The 17,203-nt window shown below is 69.6% G+C and carries 15 protein-coding genes; 5 read left to right on the top strand and 10 right to left on the bottom strand.

Annotated features, from left to right (window positions below; all coding sequences use genetic code 11):
- Nucleotides 1-74: 74 nt before the first annotated feature.
- The 6 genes from ACFY29_RS26460 to ACFY29_RS26435 form a co-directional block, all read right to left on the bottom strand.
- Complete coding sequence (locus ACFY29_RS26460) at nucleotides 75-2,543, bottom strand: type IV secretory system conjugative DNA transfer family protein (RefSeq protein WP_386990475.1); 2,469 nt, start codon at nucleotides 2,541-2,543, stop codon at nucleotides 75-77.
- Complete coding sequence (locus tag ACFY29_RS26455) at nucleotides 2,540-4,243, bottom strand: VirB4 family type IV secretion system protein (RefSeq protein WP_386990826.1); 1,704 nt, start codon at nucleotides 4,241-4,243, stop codon at nucleotides 2,540-2,542. The genes ACFY29_RS26460 and ACFY29_RS26455 overlap by 4 nt, the downstream gene beginning before the upstream one ends.
- A 44-nt stretch (nucleotides 4,244-4,287) precedes the next feature.
- Nucleotides 4,288-5,178, bottom strand: coding sequence for a PrgI family protein (locus ACFY29_RS26450; protein WP_386990473.1), 891 nt, complete (start codon nucleotides 5,176-5,178; stop codon nucleotides 4,288-4,290).
- Nucleotides 5,175-6,092, bottom strand: a complete 918-nt coding sequence (locus ACFY29_RS26445; RefSeq protein WP_386990471.1) for a hypothetical protein — start codon at nucleotides 6,090-6,092, stop codon at nucleotides 5,175-5,177. The genes ACFY29_RS26450 and ACFY29_RS26445 overlap by 4 nt, the downstream gene beginning before the upstream one ends.
- Nucleotides 6,093-6,103: 11 nt before the next feature.
- Complete coding sequence (locus tag ACFY29_RS26440) at nucleotides 6,104-6,400, bottom strand: pilin (protein ID WP_386990469.1); 297 nt, start codon at nucleotides 6,398-6,400, stop codon at nucleotides 6,104-6,106.
- A gap of 558 nt (nucleotides 6,401-6,958) precedes the next feature.
- Nucleotides 6,959-8,059, bottom strand: coding sequence for a threonine aldolase family protein (locus ACFY29_RS26435; RefSeq protein ID WP_386990467.1), 1,101 nt, complete (start codon nucleotides 8,057-8,059; stop codon nucleotides 6,959-6,961).
- Nucleotides 8,060-8,323: 264 nt separating this feature from the next.
- Between ACFY29_RS26435 and ACFY29_RS26430 the strand changes: the two genes are divergently transcribed.
- Nucleotides 8,324-8,476, top strand: coding sequence for a hypothetical protein (locus ACFY29_RS26430; RefSeq protein ID WP_386990465.1), 153 nt, complete (start codon nucleotides 8,324-8,326; stop codon nucleotides 8,474-8,476).
- A gap of 63 nt (nucleotides 8,477-8,539) precedes the next feature.
- On the opposite strand, the gene ACFY29_RS26425 is transcribed toward ACFY29_RS26430, so the two are convergent.
- Entirely contained in the window at nucleotides 8,540-9,547 is a 1,008-nt protein-coding gene (locus tag ACFY29_RS26425; RefSeq protein ID WP_386990463.1) for a sigma-70 family RNA polymerase sigma factor, read from the bottom strand.
- A 255-nt stretch (nucleotides 9,548-9,802) separates the two neighbouring features.
- Here ACFY29_RS26425 and ACFY29_RS26420 point away from each other — a divergent pair, with 255 nt between their 5' ends.
- Nucleotides 9,803-10,591, top strand: a complete 789-nt coding sequence (locus tag ACFY29_RS26420; RefSeq protein WP_386990461.1) for an SDR family NAD(P)-dependent oxidoreductase — start codon at nucleotides 9,803-9,805, stop codon at nucleotides 10,589-10,591.
- 51 nt (nucleotides 10,592-10,642) lie between these two features.
- Nucleotides 10,643-10,837, top strand: coding sequence for a dihydrofolate reductase family protein (locus tag ACFY29_RS26415; protein WP_386990824.1), 195 nt, complete (start codon nucleotides 10,643-10,645; stop codon nucleotides 10,835-10,837).
- A 358-nt stretch (nucleotides 10,838-11,195) separates the two neighbouring features.
- Here the strand turns inward: ACFY29_RS26415 and ACFY29_RS26410 are convergent, their stop codons facing one another.
- Nucleotides 11,196-13,121, bottom strand: a complete 1,926-nt coding sequence (locus tag ACFY29_RS26410; protein WP_386990459.1) for a S9 family peptidase — start codon at nucleotides 13,119-13,121, stop codon at nucleotides 11,196-11,198.
- A gap of 489 nt (nucleotides 13,122-13,610) precedes the next feature.
- Here ACFY29_RS26410 and ACFY29_RS26405 point away from each other — a divergent pair, with 489 nt between their 5' ends.
- Entirely contained in the window at nucleotides 13,611-13,970 is a 360-nt protein-coding gene (locus tag ACFY29_RS26405; protein WP_386990457.1) for a YciI family protein, read from the top strand.
- A gap of 21 nt (nucleotides 13,971-13,991) precedes the next feature.
- Here the strand turns inward: ACFY29_RS26405 and ACFY29_RS26400 are convergent, their stop codons facing one another.
- Nucleotides 13,992-15,200 (bottom strand): RNA polymerase sigma factor, encoded by a 1,209-nt coding sequence (locus tag ACFY29_RS26400; protein WP_386990455.1) that lies wholly within the window; start codon nucleotides 15,198-15,200, stop codon nucleotides 13,992-13,994.
- A gap of 333 nt (nucleotides 15,201-15,533) precedes the next feature.
- Complete coding sequence (locus tag ACFY29_RS26395) at nucleotides 15,534-16,193, bottom strand: acVLRF1 family peptidyl-tRNA hydrolase (RefSeq protein WP_386990453.1); 660 nt, start codon at nucleotides 16,191-16,193, stop codon at nucleotides 15,534-15,536.
- A gap of 48 nt (nucleotides 16,194-16,241) precedes the next feature.
- Between ACFY29_RS26395 and ACFY29_RS26390 the strand changes: the two genes are divergently transcribed.
- Nucleotides 16,242-17,198 (top strand): LysE family translocator, encoded by a 957-nt coding sequence (locus ACFY29_RS26390; RefSeq protein WP_386990451.1) that lies wholly within the window; start codon nucleotides 16,242-16,244, stop codon nucleotides 17,196-17,198.
- Nucleotides 17,199-17,203: the final 5 nt, after the last annotated feature.

Raw genomic sequence — 17,203 nt, 5'->3', positions numbered from 1 at the left:
GTCTCGTGTCGCGGACACCCCCAAGCGAGCCCCCGGTGCCGCACCCAGCCGAGCCCCCGAACGCCCGGCCGGGGTCAGCGGTCGCGGTCGGTCATGCGCCGCTTCATCGCGGTACGGGCGAGCTGCTGCATCGGCGGCTCACCACCGGTGCGGCTGTGGGCGGCGGCGCACTCCTGCCGGATCGCGGTCGCCTCACCCACCGGTGGCGCCGGCGGGTTGGTCACGAAGGTGAATGCCGGCAGCTCCCGGTTGCCGACCAGCAGCCGGGCGGCGGCGGTGTAGACGTCGAGGTGGGCGAGGTCGTGCTCGTCCAGCTCGGGTTTGGTGTGCCGGGACAGGTCCCGCGCGTCGGCCGGGTCGACGTTGAAGAACAGCTTCGACCGCGCGTTGGCCGACACCGCCGCGGCGATGTCGTGGGGCAGTTGCGCCAGGTCCTGGTGGGCCAGGACGAGCCCGAGTCGGAACCCGCGCGCCTCGGCCAGCATGTCCCCGACGTTGCCGGGCAGCGTGAGGAAGTTGTGGCACTCATCCACGTAGAGGCTGGCGTCTTTTCGCTGGTCTTCGGGGATGCTGGCGCGGGCGATGGCGGCCTGCCACACCCGGGCGACGATCATCGAGCCGAGGATGCGGCTGGTCTCCTCACCGAGGATGCCCTTGGGTAGGCGGCAGAGCAGCACTCCGCCGTCGAGTACCCGGCCCATGTCGAACGACGAGTGGGCGTTGCCGATGACGCTTTTGACGAAGTCCCGCAGCAGGAAGGCCCGGAGTCGGGCGAGGACGGGTGCGATGACCTGGCCGCGGAACTGCTCGTTGATGCCGTCGTACCAGAGCCAGAACCCGCCGAGGCCGTCCGGGTCGTCCAGGCCGTGGGTGAACCGGGCCCGGAAGTCCCGGTCCTGCAACAGCGACGGGACCAGGCTCAGGGTTGGTTTGGCGTGGCGCATCAGCGTGAGGCAGGCGACCCGCATGGTGTCGTCCATGCGGGGCCCCCACTGGCCTTGGAAGATCTTGGCGAAGATGCCGACGAGGTTGTCCACGGCCAGGTGCGGATCGCCGTGGTCATCGAGGGGGTTGAAGCAGCCGGGGTTCTCCTGGTCCGGGTCGATGATCACGATCTTTTTGGCGTGAGAGGCGGGCAACCGGTCGAGGATGTCGGTGATCAAATCCCCGCGTGGGTCGATGACCACGGTCCCGCGCCCGGCCTTGATGTCGCCGAGGATCATGTTCAACAGCAGGGTGGACTTGCCGACGCCGGTCTTGCCGACGACGTGCACGTGCTGGCGGGCGTCGACGACCTTGAGGCCGATGCTGTGGTGGCCGATCTGTGAGCGGCCCAGCACCTTCACGCTCCGGCCGCCGGAGGGGACCTGCACGGGCGCCGGCACGGCCTTGGCCCGGGCTCGATCGAGGCCCGGGACGGCGAGGTCTTGCGGCAGCGCGGCGAGGGCCGCGAGTTCTGGCACGGTGGCCAGGAATCCGTGCCGCAGTCGCCGTCCGGCGATCGTGGCCACCGGGTGGGGCATCTTCATGCGCCGCAGCCGGTTCGGGCCGGTGTACGCCGCGGCGGCCGAGGCGATGGTGTGCCCGAGCCCGCCGAGGCGTGAGCGGACGTGGGTGGCCCGTTGCGGGTTTGGTGGGGACGTGCCGGCGTCGGCCGCGACGGCGAACCGGACCGCGATCTCGTAGTGCGGCACCCGCACGGCCTTGTCCACCATGGTGCGGGCGTCGGCGGTGGCCACCGGGTCCCGCTCGGCCGGACGCACCGCTGGGGCATGGCCCGGGGTGCGTGGCCGCGACGAGCCGGGCGTGAACACGTCGAGGAACCACAGCAGGGGCTCGATGGCCAGCCGCACCGCCCCGGTGACGGCGCGGGTGGCCAGGTCAGGCCGCCCGTGGCGATGGTGGCTGGTGCTCGCCGCGGCCCTGCGGGCCGCGCGGACGCGGCGGGTGGGTGCCGGGCGGGCGAGGATCTGCACACACGCGTGTTCGCGGTGGCGTACCTCGGCCCCGGCGGCGAGCAGCGCCCGCAGTGGGTCGGTGTCGTGCTCGCTGCGCAGCGGCAGCCCGTCGGTGTGCTGCGGCCAGTGCGCCCCACCTACCTCCTCGGCGACGGTGCGCGGAATCGGCGGTGCGGCGTGGGCGGTGGTGAGGGTGGCCGCGGGCCAGGCCGCCCGGACGGCGGCCTCGACCGCGCCGCCCGGCACCGTGCCGGGCACCCAGACCCGGATGGTCAGGGACCGGCCGGTCCAGATGTACTCCCACCCGACGTGCGGGATGCCGAACAGGCGCTGCTGCCACACCGACGGCGTCAGCACGCCGACCAGCGTGGTCCAGAACGCCGCGGCAGCCTCGGCGGTGACCTCCGGCGGGGCGGCGATCGTCAGCCATCGGGCGCCGGCCGTGAACCGCTTGTGCCGCCAGGCAAGCACCTGATCATGGCCGAACACCGCGCTGACGATCGCGGCGGCGGCGAGGAAGCCCAGCCACGGCCGGGCGATGACCCAGTCCCCGACGTCGGCGGGCCAGGTCGGGGTCGGTGTCATTCGGCCTCCCCGATTCCAGTCACGGCGAGCTTGTGCTCGGCCGCGGATCCGACACTGCGGAACGGAATCCGGCTACGACCAGCGACGAGCAGGCCCTCACCGCGCGGCGCCGACAGCAGCAGCCTCGACTCCCCGGCGGTCAGGCCGAACGCCTCGGACACCGCGTCGATGGACTGCGTGGACTGGCGCAGCAGTACCTGCGTGGCGGCGTTGGACACCACCGCCAGGCCAAGGTCGGTCGACAGGACGTCGGAGGCGTCCTGGGTGATGACGCACAAACCTGCGGAGCGCTTCCGCGCGGCCTTGGCCATCCGGAACAGGAACCGGGCGCCTTCTCCGTCGCGCATCAGTAGCCACGCCTCGTCCACGATGACAAGCCGTCGACGCCGGCGGGCGCCGGCGGGCGGAGAGTCGATGCCCGCCCAGATCCAGTCCAGGGCGAGCAGAGTTCCCACGGTGCGCAGCTCGTCGGGCAAGTGCCGCAGGCTCCACACCACCAGGTGGCCCTCCGGCCGGGTCGATGTCGGCCCGTCGAACATGCTGGCGAAGTTGCCGAGCGTCCACGGCGCGAGCCGGGCGGCCAGTTGCCCGGCGGCAGGGTCGTCGTCCGCGTCGAGGGTTGCCGCCAGGTCGCGCAGCAGCGGCGCCGGTTTGGTCCAGGTGGCCGGGTCACCGTTGATCCCGGCGCGGGCGTAGGTGGCGGTGAGGGCCCGGTCGAGAGCGGCGCGTTCGGCCGGCGGCGGGGTTCCGCCGAGCATGACCGAGATCAGCGTGTGCAGGTACAGCCCGCGCCGGGTCAGGGTGTCAGGACGGTTGTCGGCGGGCAGGTCGAACGGGTTGACCCGGACGCCGGGCTGACCGAGCTGCACAACGGTGCCGCCAACGTGCTCCGCTAGGGGCGTGTACTCGTCCTCGGGGTCGATGACCGACACCGTCGTGCCCTGGTACAGGTTGCGCAGCACCTCGAGCTTGACGAAGTAGGACTTCCCGGCGCCGCTGCGCGCCAGGACCACGCTGTTGTGGTTGTCCTGCGCCCACCGGTTCCAGATGAGCACGCCGTTGCTGGTGGTGTTGACCCCGTACAGCACACCTTCCGGCGGGGCGACGGTGCCCGGGGCCGGGGCGGCCAGGTCCGCCGAGGCGAGGGGGAACGCCGCCGCGAGGGCGGTGGTGTCGAGGATGCGGCGCATCCGCAGCGGGTCCACGCCGACCGGCAGCGTGGCCACCCAGCCCTGCTGGTGCCGGAACGTCGCCGGCTGCACGTCCAGCAGCACGCTGGCGGCGGCGGACTTCACGCCCGCGGTAACGGTGGCAAGTTCGTCGAGGGTCCGGGCGTGGATGGTGACGTAGATGCCGACGTCGAACAGCTTCGCCGCCCCGCGGGCGACGCGCTCGGCGAGGTCAGCCGCATCCGCCGCTGCCGCCTCGACCATCGGATCACCCAGGCGTCCCTGGTCGGCGTCCAGCCGGCGCGAGGATTCGAGGCGGGCGCGCTGGCGCTTGAGCATCGGCGCGGCCAGTTGCGGCGCCACCGGGTCCAGGTGCACCGCGACGTCGACCCGTCCGGGGTAGGACAGCAGCGGGTCGAGCCACGCCGGGCCGACCTCGGCCGGATAGCCGCACACCGCGTAGGTGGCGGCATACCCGTCACCGACCTGCACGTGCCACGGCGTGACCGACAACGCGGCCGGTGAAGGCATCCCCTCCCCGCACGCCACATTGATTTTGGGCTTTCTCAACAGGTTCACGATGTACTCCGCAGGGTGATCGGGGCACCGGGTACCGCACGCGGACCAGGCACAGGCGGGGAGAACGGATCGACCGCGCCGGCCAGCGCGGAGGCGACAGCCGGCCCGTCCAAGACGGCGGCCTCCACGCCGAGCGCAGACAGGGCGCGCACGGCGGTGTCGGCCGCGTGCTCTCCGGTGACGACGGCGAGGACCTGGCGGCGCAGCGGATCGCGCCGGTTGTCGAGGTCGAGCAGGAACTCGGCGTAGTCGGCGGCGGCGGCCTGCAACGCCGGATGCGCCAGGCGCGGCGCGTGGTCGACCGTGGCCTGCGCGTAGACGGTCAGGTCGTGCCGCTGCGCAGCCACGACGATCTGCGCCGGCCCGGTCAGGCTGTTGAGGAACCGGCCGAACCCCTCCAACAGCGCGCCCTGCTCACTCCCGGTGCGCAGGTGGATGTTCGTCGTGCCGCAGGCGATCAGGACCTTGCCGCTGCCCTCACTGGTCAGGACTCCGGTCGGACTGACCGCCGTGACCGGAGAGCGCAGCGGCGCCGGAAGGCTCGGCTTGCCGGCCACCTCTGCGACCGCGCTGACCCGAGCCCCACCCGGCGCGAGGGTGCGCGGCCTGCGGCCGAGCGCGAACCCGTATCGCAGCCACACGTCCAGCGGCAGGCCGTCACGGCGGCCGAGCGCCACCACGACCGCCACAGCGAACACGATTGCCCCGGCGACGATCCAGGCAACCTGCGGCAGCAGATGCCCGAACGTGCGGTAGACCCCGAACCCGCCGAGGCCGGCACCGCCGACGATGCCCAGCTGTCGGAACGTCAGCCCGAACGCGATGCGGTCGGGCTCGTTGACGTTGGCCGGGACAACGGCACGCGGGACGCTGTCCTCGATCGTCATCGCCCACCTCGTAAGGCGCTACGTCCGAACCCGCCGATCGGTAGACGGCGGGTGACGCCCTGGATGACCACCGCCCGCAGCAGGACCGCGCCGATCTTCGGCGACCCCTTGCCCGTCGCGTAGCGGCCCATCATCCCGGGGATCTTGACCGTCATCCACAACACCACCGCGACCAGCAGCAGGTTCAACACGTCCGAGGCCGGCAGGCCGATCAGGACCGGAATGCTCGCGTCCGGGTCGGTGAGCAGTTGGATGCCGGTGGAGAACGCAATGGCCTGCAGCACGGCCGTGCCGAGGCAGCCCAGCAGGCTGCGCCACCACAGTTCGGCAGTGGGTTGCGTCCAGGGCAGGCAATAGCAGGCCAGCGCGACCGGGGCGAGCCCAGCCAGGATGACCAGCACCGCAACACGTACGACCCAACCGGTGACGAGGGTGAACATCAGTCCGACGATCAGCAGCCCGATGATCACGGCGAGGAGGGCGTTGGCCGGATCGCGGAGGGCGGCGGCCACGTGGGTGCGGGCCACCGTGACCGCTTGCGTGGTCGGAGCCGCGGTGCCGACCATGGCCACCGTCAACGCGTTGGCGACATCGATGAGCACGGCGCAGAGTGGGACCGCAAAGTTCGACAGGATGAACCCGACAACGAGGCGCGGCACGAGTTCCTTGACGCCGTATCGCATTTCGACCGAACTGCTGGTCATCGTCACGATGCCGGCGGTCACCAGCGCGAGGACGTAGCAGGCGTTGACGACCAGCGCACTCTTCGCGGCGATGGTCTGCACCTGCGGCAAAACGGTGACGTCCGGCGACAGGAACAACGACGACGTCAGATAGGCAAGCAGCCCGCCGAGTAGGTCTTGCAGCCGATCGGCGAGCCACTCCACCAGGCCATCCATCATCCAGTTGACCATGACGGATGTCCTCAGCCGCCGATGATGCCCTGCAGCACCTGCAGGATCACGGGGGAGAGGACCGCCAACGCGTAGCCGATCAACGCGGACTTGAGGTTGCCCTTCGCCTGCTCGACCTGGGCCGGGTCACCGCCGGCGGCCATGTACCGCAGGCCACCGATGACCAGGAACATCGTTGCGACCAGCGCGATGATGCCCATGATCCAGGCGGTAATGGAGGAGATGACCTCGTTGATGGATTTTGGAGCCGTCAGTGGCTGCGGCGCGGCGGCAGCGAGGTCGGATAGAACTGACAGAGTTGTGTGCATTGCGACGCTCCACCAGAAATCTGCGGGCCGCCGCGGTGGGGACCAAGGCGAGGCTTCGACTGGGCCGGTGGGGGCGCTCCTCCCTCGTCTTGAGCGAAGGGTTGCGGTGTCAGTACGCCGCGCCAGCCGTGCCGGACCATTGCCTCGCCGGATGGGAGATCCCCACCGGGCGGGCATGCCGTGGATGACATGCACCGCCCAGGTCTCGGCTGTCAGGCCGATCGAACTTGCCTGGTGCCTGTCACGACCTGACAAGACCGGTCAGCGACTCACGCAGTCCGAACCAGGACGGTTGGCGCGGACCGAAACGCCAAGAGGCCGTCCCGGGCGTTCGCACGAGACGGCCTTGTGCCGAGACCAGCAAGGGATCGGCGTGCGGCCCAAAAACGAGCCGGGAGAGTGCTCGGCGCGAAACTGGGCAGCAGGTGGCCATTCCTTCGGAGAGCAGCTATTTGACGTCCGAGGGATCTGACGGTCAGCGCGGGTGGGTGACCCTGCGTGTCAGATGCACTGTGCGCGGCTGACCGCTTAACTCTCGGATCTGCCGAGGTGAGTGCGTCAATGGTCGACGGCGCGGCGGAGGAAGCGCTCACCCACCTCGGCGATGTCCTCGGCGGTCCACTCGAGCGCGGGCGCGGCGACGGTGACCTCGGCCATCGCGATACCCGGTACGGCTGTTTCCTGCCAGCCGGCGACGAACCACAGCTTCTCCTCCTCGGCGAGTGCCAGCGCAGCGTCGTTCAGTGCCTGCGCCGGGTGGGGCAGCCAGAGACGGAATCGATGGGTATGCGGAGGTTCTGGATACACCCGCGCGCCGGGAAGCGCCGCGAGTGCCGCAGCGACTGTCCGCGCGTGCCGTACGTATTCGGGGATGCGGGGCAACTCCCTGTTCAGACCGGCGAGTGCGCTCAGGGCGGCTGGCCACTGCTGGAACACCTCGCCGCCGTAGCGGTGCCGCCAGACGCGGGCGTAGGAGGCGAGCTCGGTGGTGCCCGCGAGCGCCGCACCGCTGATGCCGCCGATCGTCTTATAGAACGACACGTAGGTGCTGTCGGCGAGGTTCGCGATCTCGCTGAGGGTATGCGCCAGGTGTGCGGTGGATTCCCAAATCCGAGCGCCGTCGAAATGGACGCGTGCACCGATGGCGCGCGCTGCAGCGGATACGGCGGCGAGTTCGTCCCAGGAGGGAAGGACGAAGCCGGCGTCGCGCAGTGGGAGTTCGATGACGACGGTGCTCACGGGCTCGCCGAGCGCGGTGATCTCGTCGGCAGTCGGGTTGCGGGGCGCGGTTGTCGGCCAGGTACTGCTCAGGCCACTGAGGTGGGCATAGGCATGGCGTTGGTGTACCTCCAGGTGCCCGAGCGGGTGGACAGCGACCGTCGGGTTCCCTGTGCGGTCAGCGCCATGGCGCAGCGCGACCTGCTGGGCCATCGTGCCGGTGGGGAAGAATACGGCCGCTTCGGTTCCCAGTAGGTCTGCCACGCGTTCTTCTAGCGTGGTCACCGGACCGTCGCCGTAATAGTCGGGCCAATTATCGAGATCACCGCCCGCGTCCATGTCTGCGAGCCGCTCCCTCATGGTGGTGGGCGGGCCGCCGGAAAGAATCCGGTCGCAGACTCGTAGCGCGGCAAGCCGACGTTGCCTCGTGTTGTGCGACATCGGCGGATCGTTGCATGCCAGCCAGGAGCGGGCCAGCTGGATTCGGAGGCAGGTCGGCATCCTATGCACGCCTCTCGTATGGCACGTGGGATGCAGGCCGCGGCGTTTGGAGGAGCGAGCCGAGACCCGCGTCGGCGAGGAGCTAACCCTGAACCTGGTGCACCTGTCGCGCACTCAGTTGCCGCCGACCGCGCCCGCCGGTCGTTGAAGGGCCCGTCACTGGCTGTGGCCGAAGGTAGCCGGCTTGGGCGTCCCATCATGCCGATGAGCGCGCACTGGATCATGGCGCTCGGTGGGCACGGAACCCGATGCGGCAATGTCGATGCGCCCGAGCACATGCGCGCCGAACTGGCGACGCCTCGACCCGACGGTTCCGAACAGGTCGTCACACCGAAACAGCAGGTTGGACGTTGGTAGCTGCACCGGCGCATCCGCTGGTGTGTGTTTCGCTGGCGCGCAGACCCATCGTCTGGATGCTGGCTATGGGCTTGGGAGCGATCGCGGTAGTCCGAACCATGGGAGGACGCTGTTTTCGAAGCGGGCCAGGGCGCAGATCCGGTCGCCGGTGAGGGTGAGGACGTAGAGGCCGATCCCGTGGCTGATGCCGTTGGGGGCGCGCAGGTAGGCGCCGAACGCCGGCTGACCGTTGGCTCGCGTTGGGACGAGGTCGAACCTCCTGCCCGAGCGGAAGATGCTGGCGCAGAAGCGAGCCACGACGTCTCGGCCCTCGTATTCGAAGGGCATCGGTGGCATCGACATGAAGACGTCGTCGGTGAGTAGGGCCACCAGCGCGTCGAGGTCGGCGGACTCCCACGCGCGGACGAATTTCGCCACGATCGCATCCTCGGACGGTGAGGCGGAGGCGGGAGCCGGTTCGCGGCCGCCGGCCGTGGGCCCTCGGTGCTGCAGGCTGACGCGCGCCCGTTTGAGGGCGCTTTTGACCGACTCGACGCTCGAGTCCAGCATGTCGGCCACCTCGTTGGCGTGGAATCCGAGGACGTCGCGCAGGATGAGCACGGCCAGCTGGCGAGGCGGCAGGGCCTGAAGGGCGGTCACGAAGGCCAGGGAGATGGCTTCGGTCTGTTCGTAGCGGGCCTCCGGGCCGAGCGGCGCATCGATGGCACCCTCGAGCAGGGCGTCGGGAAATGGCTCGAGCCAGACGACTTCGCCGAGCCGGGTCGGCTCGGGCGGTGCAACATTGGGCACGTCCCACTTCTTGGCCGGGCGTCGGCTCGCCGACCGGCGCGCGTTGAGGCACCGGTTGGTGGCGATCCGGTAGAGCCAGGTGCGTAGCGAGGCGCGTCCCTCGAACCCTGCGAAGCCTTGCCAGGCGGCCAGCAGCGTGTCTTGCAGGGCGTCCTCGGCGTCCTGGACCGATCCGAGCATCCGGTAGCAGTGCACCTGCAGCTCCCGGCGGTGCGGCTCGGTCAGTTCCCGGAACGCGTCGCCGTCGCCCGCCCGCGCCTTGGAGATCAAGTCGGCTGCCACTTTCCCCACCCTCGGGTCACCCTCTTTTCCGCATCTTGTCGCACTCCCTGTATAGACACCGGCCCAGGGCCGAAGGGGGCGGTCGGTGAGCGCCCCTTTCTCGACGTTGCGGTGTCTACATCATCGACGGCTCTGACGATCCGGACGCCGGCTGATGGCGAAAAGGGCAGCCCGCGCAGATGAGTTTCAGCCGTCGGTCTTCACTCACGAGGTGGGCAGGTGTGACCACCCATGGCGCAGGAAGGAACCAGAGAGATGCTGAAGGACAAGGTCGCGGTGATCTACGGAGCCGGAGGCGCGATCGGCGGTGCTGTCGCACGCGCCTTTGCAGGCGAGGGGGCCAAGGTTTTTCTCACCGGGCGCCTCCAGGCACCGGTCGAGGCGGTCGCTAAGGACATCGTTTCCGCCGGCGGATCCGCCGAGGCAGCCGAGGTCGACGCTGTCGACGAGCAGGCTATGGACAGGCATCTGCAGTCCGTGATCGATAAGGCGGGCCGCGTCGATATCTCGTTCAACGCGGTCGGCATCCCGAATACGAATATTGTGGGTGTCCCTCTGGCCGAGCTAGATGCCGGGCAGTTCTCCCTGGCGATCACGGCCTACACGACGTCGTACTTCCTGACCGCACGCCTGGCGGCAAGGCACATGATCCCCAACAAGTCGGGGGTGATCATGACCGTCACCGCACTCCACTCGCGGACGGGCATCCCATTGGTGGGAGGCTACGGTCCGGCGCAGGCCGCCAAGGAGGCACTCACTCGAGATCTATCCGCTGAGCTCGCACCCCAGGGCATTCGCGTCGTCGGCCTGCGACCACAGGGCATGCCGGAGACACGCACGATCAAGGAAGCCTTCGAGCCTCGCGCCGAAGCAACGGGAATGACCTGGGAACAGTTCCAAGGGTTTCTCGCAAGCAAGACCCACCCGCGACGGCTTATGACGCTCGCGGAGATGGCTAACGTGGCGGTCTTCATGGCGTCCGATAAGGCAAGCGGGATGACGGGAACCACCGTCAACCTGACCATGGGCAGCCTGGACGACTAGCGGCTAAGCGACCGACGCGCGCGCAAGGCCGCCGGAGATCGCGACGTCGCAATCGCCGGAGGAGCCGCCACCGTCAACCAGTACCTCGCCGCCGGCCTCATCGACGAGCTCCGCACGCACGTCGTACCGGTCACCCTCGGCGCCGGCGAACGCCTCTTCGACGGCGTACCGCCACTGCGCCTCGAACTCCTCGCGGTCCGAGCCGCGTCGCTTGTCACCCACATCAGCTACCGCGTGCTCAACTGAGCCTTCCCTGCTTCGACGTCTCGGCGAAGGGCGTCCACGCGAATGCCAACGCAGCGATACTTCAGCTCCGGCAACGTCCTGCTGACCTACCAGCCCGCTGCTCGATAACTATCCCTCCCGTCCCTCAACGACCATCCACAATTGCAGCCGACCGGGCGCTACGTTCTGTCACGGTCGCCTGACGGGCGGCGCCACCCGCTCGTGCCGAGATGAGTGCGTGGCTGCTGTGGAACCTCGACGTTGATCAGCAACTGCGGTAACGCCTGCCGCGGCTTGTCGCTCTGTATCTGGAAGAGGTGCCCTAGCTGCCGCGGTCAGCCGCATCGGTCGTGGCGGTCGTGGCAGTCGGACGTCGGGGTCATCCGAGCCACCGGTCGAACCAGGCGCGGGTGCGGCGGAGCACGTCGAGTTGGTGGTTGCGTTCGCGGATCGAGTGGTTCTCTCGGGGATATACGACGTACTTGTGCTCGACTCCGAACCTGCGTAGCGCGCGGTGGAAGAACTCCGCCTGTGATACCGGGACGTTCATGTCGTTCTCGCCGTGCAGGATCAGCACCGGCGTGCGGACCTTGGAGGCGTACGAGATCGGGCTGAGCCGGTCGTGGCGGTGTGGACCTGTTCCTTCCCAGCCGCTGCTGCCGCCGAGGGCGGCCTCGAACGGTCCCTCTTCTCCGGTTGCGGCGAGCATTCCCCAGTCGCTGATGCCGGCGCCCATCACGGCGGCCTTGAACCGGTTGGTCTGGCCGACCGCCCAGGCGGCCATGAACCCGCCGTGGCTCCAGCCGCCGATGCCCAGCCGGTCGGGGTTGGCGACGCCGTCGGCGATGAGCAGGTCGATGCCGGCGCAAATGTCGGTCCACTCATTGAGGCCGACCGCGCCGGCGACGCGCACCGCGAAGTCGTGGCCGCGCCCTTGGCCGCCGCGCGGGTTCGGTAGGAACACGGCGTAGCCGGCGGTCGCCAGCCACTGGCCGGACGGGTCCCAGCCGAGCATGAGCCGGTCGGCGTGCCGGTGGTACGGGCCGCCGTGGACCAGTGTCACCAGTGGAAAGGGCCCGTCCTTGTGGGACCGGCCGGCGGGCAGGATCAGCAGGCCGTCGAGGGCCAGCCCGTCGGATGCCTCGTATGACAGGCGTTCCTGGACACCCCAGGGGATGTCGTGGAGTTCGGGCCTGAGGTCGGTCAGCCTCGTCAGCGGCCCGCTCGTCGGACCGGCGTGGACGTTTCCGGGCTGGTAGGACGTGCTGACCACCGCCGCGACGGCGTCACCGTGCCGGTTTGTGGTCAACGACGTCGCGAGGCCGTCGACCCGGGACAGCTCGACGAGGGTGGGCCCGGCTGGATCGAGCCGGTGGATCGCGGTATCGAGCCCGTCGGCGACCAGCGCCAGTGGCGGACCGGTGTCGACCTGAACCAGGTTGCTCGGGCAGACGGTCGTGCCGGCAGTCAGGTTGCGGTGCTCGCCCACCGGCCCGCTCACCGGTACGGCGACATCGAGAACCGCGTGTCCGCCCACCAGAGCTGGCGGGGTCTTCGCGACATATGCCAGGTGCCAGCCGTCGTCGGCGGACCACCAGACGAGCGACGACGCGTCCGCCGCGGCCGGGCCGAGGTCCCGCGTCATGCCGCCGTCCGGGTCGAGCAGGTGGAGACCGGGCTTGACCAGGCCCGGGTCCACGTCGGGGGTCGACCAGGTGAGGACCGCCAGCATCCCATCGTCGGGCCGCTGGGCCACCTCGACGACATGGCGATCGCCGAATGCATCCGGTGTCCGGACCTCCCGGCTCCGTACGTCGAGCAGCCGCAGCCGGTCCGGGCGTACGCGTTCGCCCCACACCCGAGCGTCGTCGCGCTCCCTGTCCCGACGTTCGTCCTCAGCGGACGGTTCATCGGCTGCGATCACGATGACCAGGTCGGGATCGGCCAGTGGGAGGTGACCTGACACCCCACTGGACCAGGACGTGAGCGCCTGCACGACACCGTCGACCAGCCCGACCCGGTGTACTTGCGCCGTGCCACGCTCGGCCCGGTCGGAGAGAAAGTAGACCAGCAGCGAATCCGCGGCCCACCGCGGCACCGAATCGTGCGCCTCACCCGAAGTTAATCGTCGCGGCGACCCGGTCCCGTCGGTGGCGGCGACCCAGAGTTCGCTAACGGGGTGATCACCAGCCCGTCCGACCGGGGCGACCACGTAGGCGACCCACTTGCCGTCCGGCGACAGCGCCAATGCGCGCGGAACACGACCGTCAACCACCAACTCGGCGGTGAGCTGTGTACGGGCCACCGATGCACAGTAACGATCAACCACCACGGCGACCAACCGCTGCCGCAACGCCTCCGCAGCATGGCTGCGGCACCCTCCCAGGGGCTGTCCCGATCTCGACAACAACGCCAGGAGGCGACGATCTGGCTGCTTGATCGGGTTCGCACATCTGCCGCCGACAGCGCGTGCAAGACGACCGGATCTGCCGACGTGAGCGCGTTCTACTGACAGCGTTCGAAACTCGCCGCGATGACGTCCGCAGCCTCACGAGCGGGCGTCGAGTACGCCAGGAGCGCCTGAGCCGTGATCACCAAGACTCGGTCCGCGCTGTACGGGATCGTCCAATGGCCCTGCCATCACGGCTCTTCATTGTGCTGATAGCTCAACTCAATCACCCTGGAGCCGTTGGCCGCCGGAACTTCGGCAAGAAGTTCGGCGGGACCTGTCGAGGACCGGTGCCGGCCGTTCGTCACACGGACGACGCAGCCCTTCCAGCCACGAGGAGCAACGATGAAGTACGCGATGCTGATCTTCGGCGACGACCGCGAGTGGACCGCGCTGTCCCCGGCCGACGAGCAGGACGTGATGAAGCAGGTCTACGAGTGGTTCGAGCGGTGGCAGCCGACCGGCAAGATCGCCGACGGCGGCGCCGAGCTACAGCCCCGGGACACGGCAAAGACAGTGCGCGCCGGCGTGAGCGGCCAGGCGGTGATCACCGACGGGCCGTACCTGGAACTCAAGGAGGTCATCGGCGCGATCGTCATGCTGGAGTGCGACGACATTGACGAGGCCGCGCGGATCGCGGCCACCTGGCCACTCGCCGCCGGGATGAGCGCGCTGGAAGTCCGTCCGGTGATGAGCCGCGAATAGCGGTGACGCTGGGCGCCGGTCTCACAGCCGGCGCCTTAGCTCACCCACCCGACGCGACATCAGCTCCCGTTCGGCCGGGTTCGTCGCCAGCTCCAGAGCCCGCTCCGCCGCCGTCAGCGCCTCGGCCGGACGGTCGAGCGTGGCCAGCAGGTCGGCCCGGGCGGCGTGCCACAGGTGGTAACCGGCAAGCCGCTCCCCGAGCGCGTCGACCTCATCCAGCGCCGGGGCCGGGCCCACCGCGAACCGCGTGGCCACTGCCCGGTTCAGCAGCACTACCGGCGACGGGTCCAACGCGCACAGCCGGTCATACAGCGCCCGCACGTCGGCCCAGTTGGTGGCCTCGTACGAGGCGGCCAAGGCGTGTAGCGCGGCGATGCCGGCCTGCAGCTGGTACGGCCCGGTCCGACCCTGGCGCACCGCCGCCCGCAGCCGCAGCGCCGCCGATTCGATCGCCGCCTTGTCCCACAGCCGCCGGTCCTGCTGTTCGAGCAGCACGATGCGGCCCCACGAGTCGAACCGCGCGGCGGCGCGGGCGTGATGCAGCTCCAGCAACGCGGCCAGGCCGGCGGCCTCCGGCTCACGGGGCAGCAGCGCGGCGAGTTGGCACGCCAGCTCGACCCCCTCGCGGGCCAGCTCGCGCCGCTGGGCGGACCGACCACTGGACAGATACCCCTCGTTGAACACTAGGTAGATCACCGCGAGCACGGCCGGTAGCCGATCGACGTACTCATGCGGCTGTGGCACCTCGAACCGGATGCCGCGCTCCCGCAGCTGCCGCTTGGCCCGGGAAAGCCGCTGCGCCATCGTCGGCAGCGGCACCAGGAACGCGGCGGCGATCTCGGCCGTGCTCAGGCCGCTGGCGGCGTACAGCGTCAGCGCGACCCGGGCCGGCTCGGCGAGGTCTGGGTGGCAGCACGCGAAAACCATGGTCAGCCGATCGTCCACGCCCGGTTCCGGCAGCGGTTCCGCAGCCACCTGTGCCACCTTCTTGCGGCCGACGGCATCGCGGCGCAGCCGGTCCAGCGCCTTGCGCCAGCCCGTGGTGACCAGCCAGCCCGTGGGGCTCTCCGGCACACCCTCGTCGGGCCAGCGCTTGAGCGCCTCGGCCAGCGCGTCCGACAGCGCCTCTTCGGCCCAGCCGAAGTCGCCGAGCCGCCGGCTGAGCGCGCCGAGCATGCCGGCCGCGTCCGTCCGCCAGATCCGGTCCAACAGTTCTGCCACGTCGTCCACCGCACCAGGGTGCAATACCCGCGAGACCGAGGCCCCCCCTTCCCGTCGCGCGAGCTCCAAGGTGGGACGCCAGCCCCATCGTCTTCCCCGTTGACCAAGCCAGCAGCCGTCGGTGCGGCCGTCGACAGACAGTACGTCCGGAGCTGACCGCCGCCGAGCACGTCGGGCAGGTGAGGTTGCGCTGCGCGTCAGTGCCGAACCCGTACAGCGGGTAGCACGACAGCATGTGCTCGCTGACGCCTCGGCGCCGGCCTCACACTGCACGGATCTGCCGCAGAGCGGGCGGGTTACGGGACATCGCGTACAGGTCCGACCTGCTGGACCTGATCGTGGTCACGGCATCAGATGGACGCGGATCCGTCTGGCCGTAACCGCCGCATCCTCCAGGATGGCCAGACGGGGCTCGGCGGATTCGAGCAGGTGTGGATGACGCAGTAGCGCCAGTGGCGACAGACGCCGGTCTGTCAGCACCGCGTCGATCATCGACCGGTCGCCGCCACAGACCAGGGCACTGACTGCATCGTGAGGGTCGGCGATAACACCGGGCGCGTGGGGCAGCATGATCCGCGCGGCGACGTCCGCAGCCCGCTGAGTAGCAGCCTGGGCCTGGTTGGCGCGGCGACGTGCGTAGCGCTGCTGCGAGGAACCGCCGGCCGCGGTGCGACCCTGCACGTAGAAGCGCTCGACCTTCGAGACGGTGATGGTCGTACCGTCTACGATACCGGCGGCAACCGCGCCCTTACGGGCCAGCAGCACGGCGATCCGGGGCGGTCGGATGATGCGGGCCAGCAGCGTGTCGACATCCTGCGCGTCGGCAAGCCCCGGCGGCGGATACAGCGTGGCGGTATCACCGTTGCTCACGCCGGTCAACACGAGGCCCTGCTCGGTGGCGCCGTCGTGGCGGCTGTAGAAGCCGTCGAGCCAACCACGAATCCGCTCCGGTGAGATCTCCACCCACCGCCCGCCACCCGCGGCGGGTCGCGCCTTCACCACGTGAACACCACCTATCGGGAACGGCCGGCCTGCACCCACCATGCTCACATGAAGCGGGTCGCGCCATCGAACACAGCCCAGCTCATGCCCGGTTCTTCCGAAGAGCGGATGTCGGATCTTGATAGCGGGCCCCCTCTGACGACGCCCGAGACACGTCGTCTCGGGCCTGCAGGCTTGGCACTGTGTCTCAACGGTTTGTCATTGGGCCTTTCTCACGCGGATGTCGCATGCCTCGGCATGGTTGCGCGACTGAACGTCCGCCCGCGGCATTGGATCGTTGGCGTTGCTCGACGTTGGCAGCTGTCATCGGGGCGAGCCTGGTTCGTTGCGTGGCTCCGAGGACGTGACCCGGGGGGTAACAGGGGCATGGTTGAATGGGGTTCCGTGCTTGCCTCCTTACTCGCGTTCGCCGCCGTCGCGGCCGTCCTCACCGTCACTCCGGGCGTCGACACGCTCCTCATGGTCCGCACTGCGGCCGTCTCTGGCCGGCCGGTAGCGTTCGCCGCAAACGCCGGCATCTCGTTCGGCTGCCTCGTTTGGGGCATCGCGAGCGCGGTCGGGCTCACGGCCCTGCTCGCCGCCTCCCAACTCGCGTACGATGCGGTGCGCTACGCCGGTGCCGGTTACCTGCTATGGCTTGGTATCCAGGCGCTGCGCAGCCGCGCAGCCATCGCCACGCTCGATCCGGCCGAGCAGACGCGGGTCACCGTCGGGGGAGCGTTCCGCCAGGGCGTCGTGACGAACCTGCTCAACCCAAAGGTCGGCATCGTGTACCTGTCGCTGCTGCCGCAGTTCATCCCGCCCGGCTATGCGCCGCTGCCAGCCTCGGTCGCCCTGGTTGGCGTGCACCTGGTCGAAGGCGTCCTGTGGTGCGGGGTGCTGGTCCTGCTTGTGGACCGGGTGCGGACGGTGCTGATGCGGCCGCGCGTCAAGATATGGTTCGAGCGGGCGACCGGCGTCGTGTTCGTCGGGCTCGGGGTGCGTCTCGCCGTCGACCGGCTCTAGAGCCT

The sequence above is a fragment of the Micromonospora sp. NPDC000668 genome (genome assembly GCF_042897975.1).
GTDB lineage: Bacteria > Actinomycetota > Actinomycetes > Mycobacteriales > Micromonosporaceae > Micromonospora.
The sequence above is the reverse complement of the archived record's forward strand: the minus strand, read 5'-3'. Positions and strand labels throughout refer to the sequence as shown.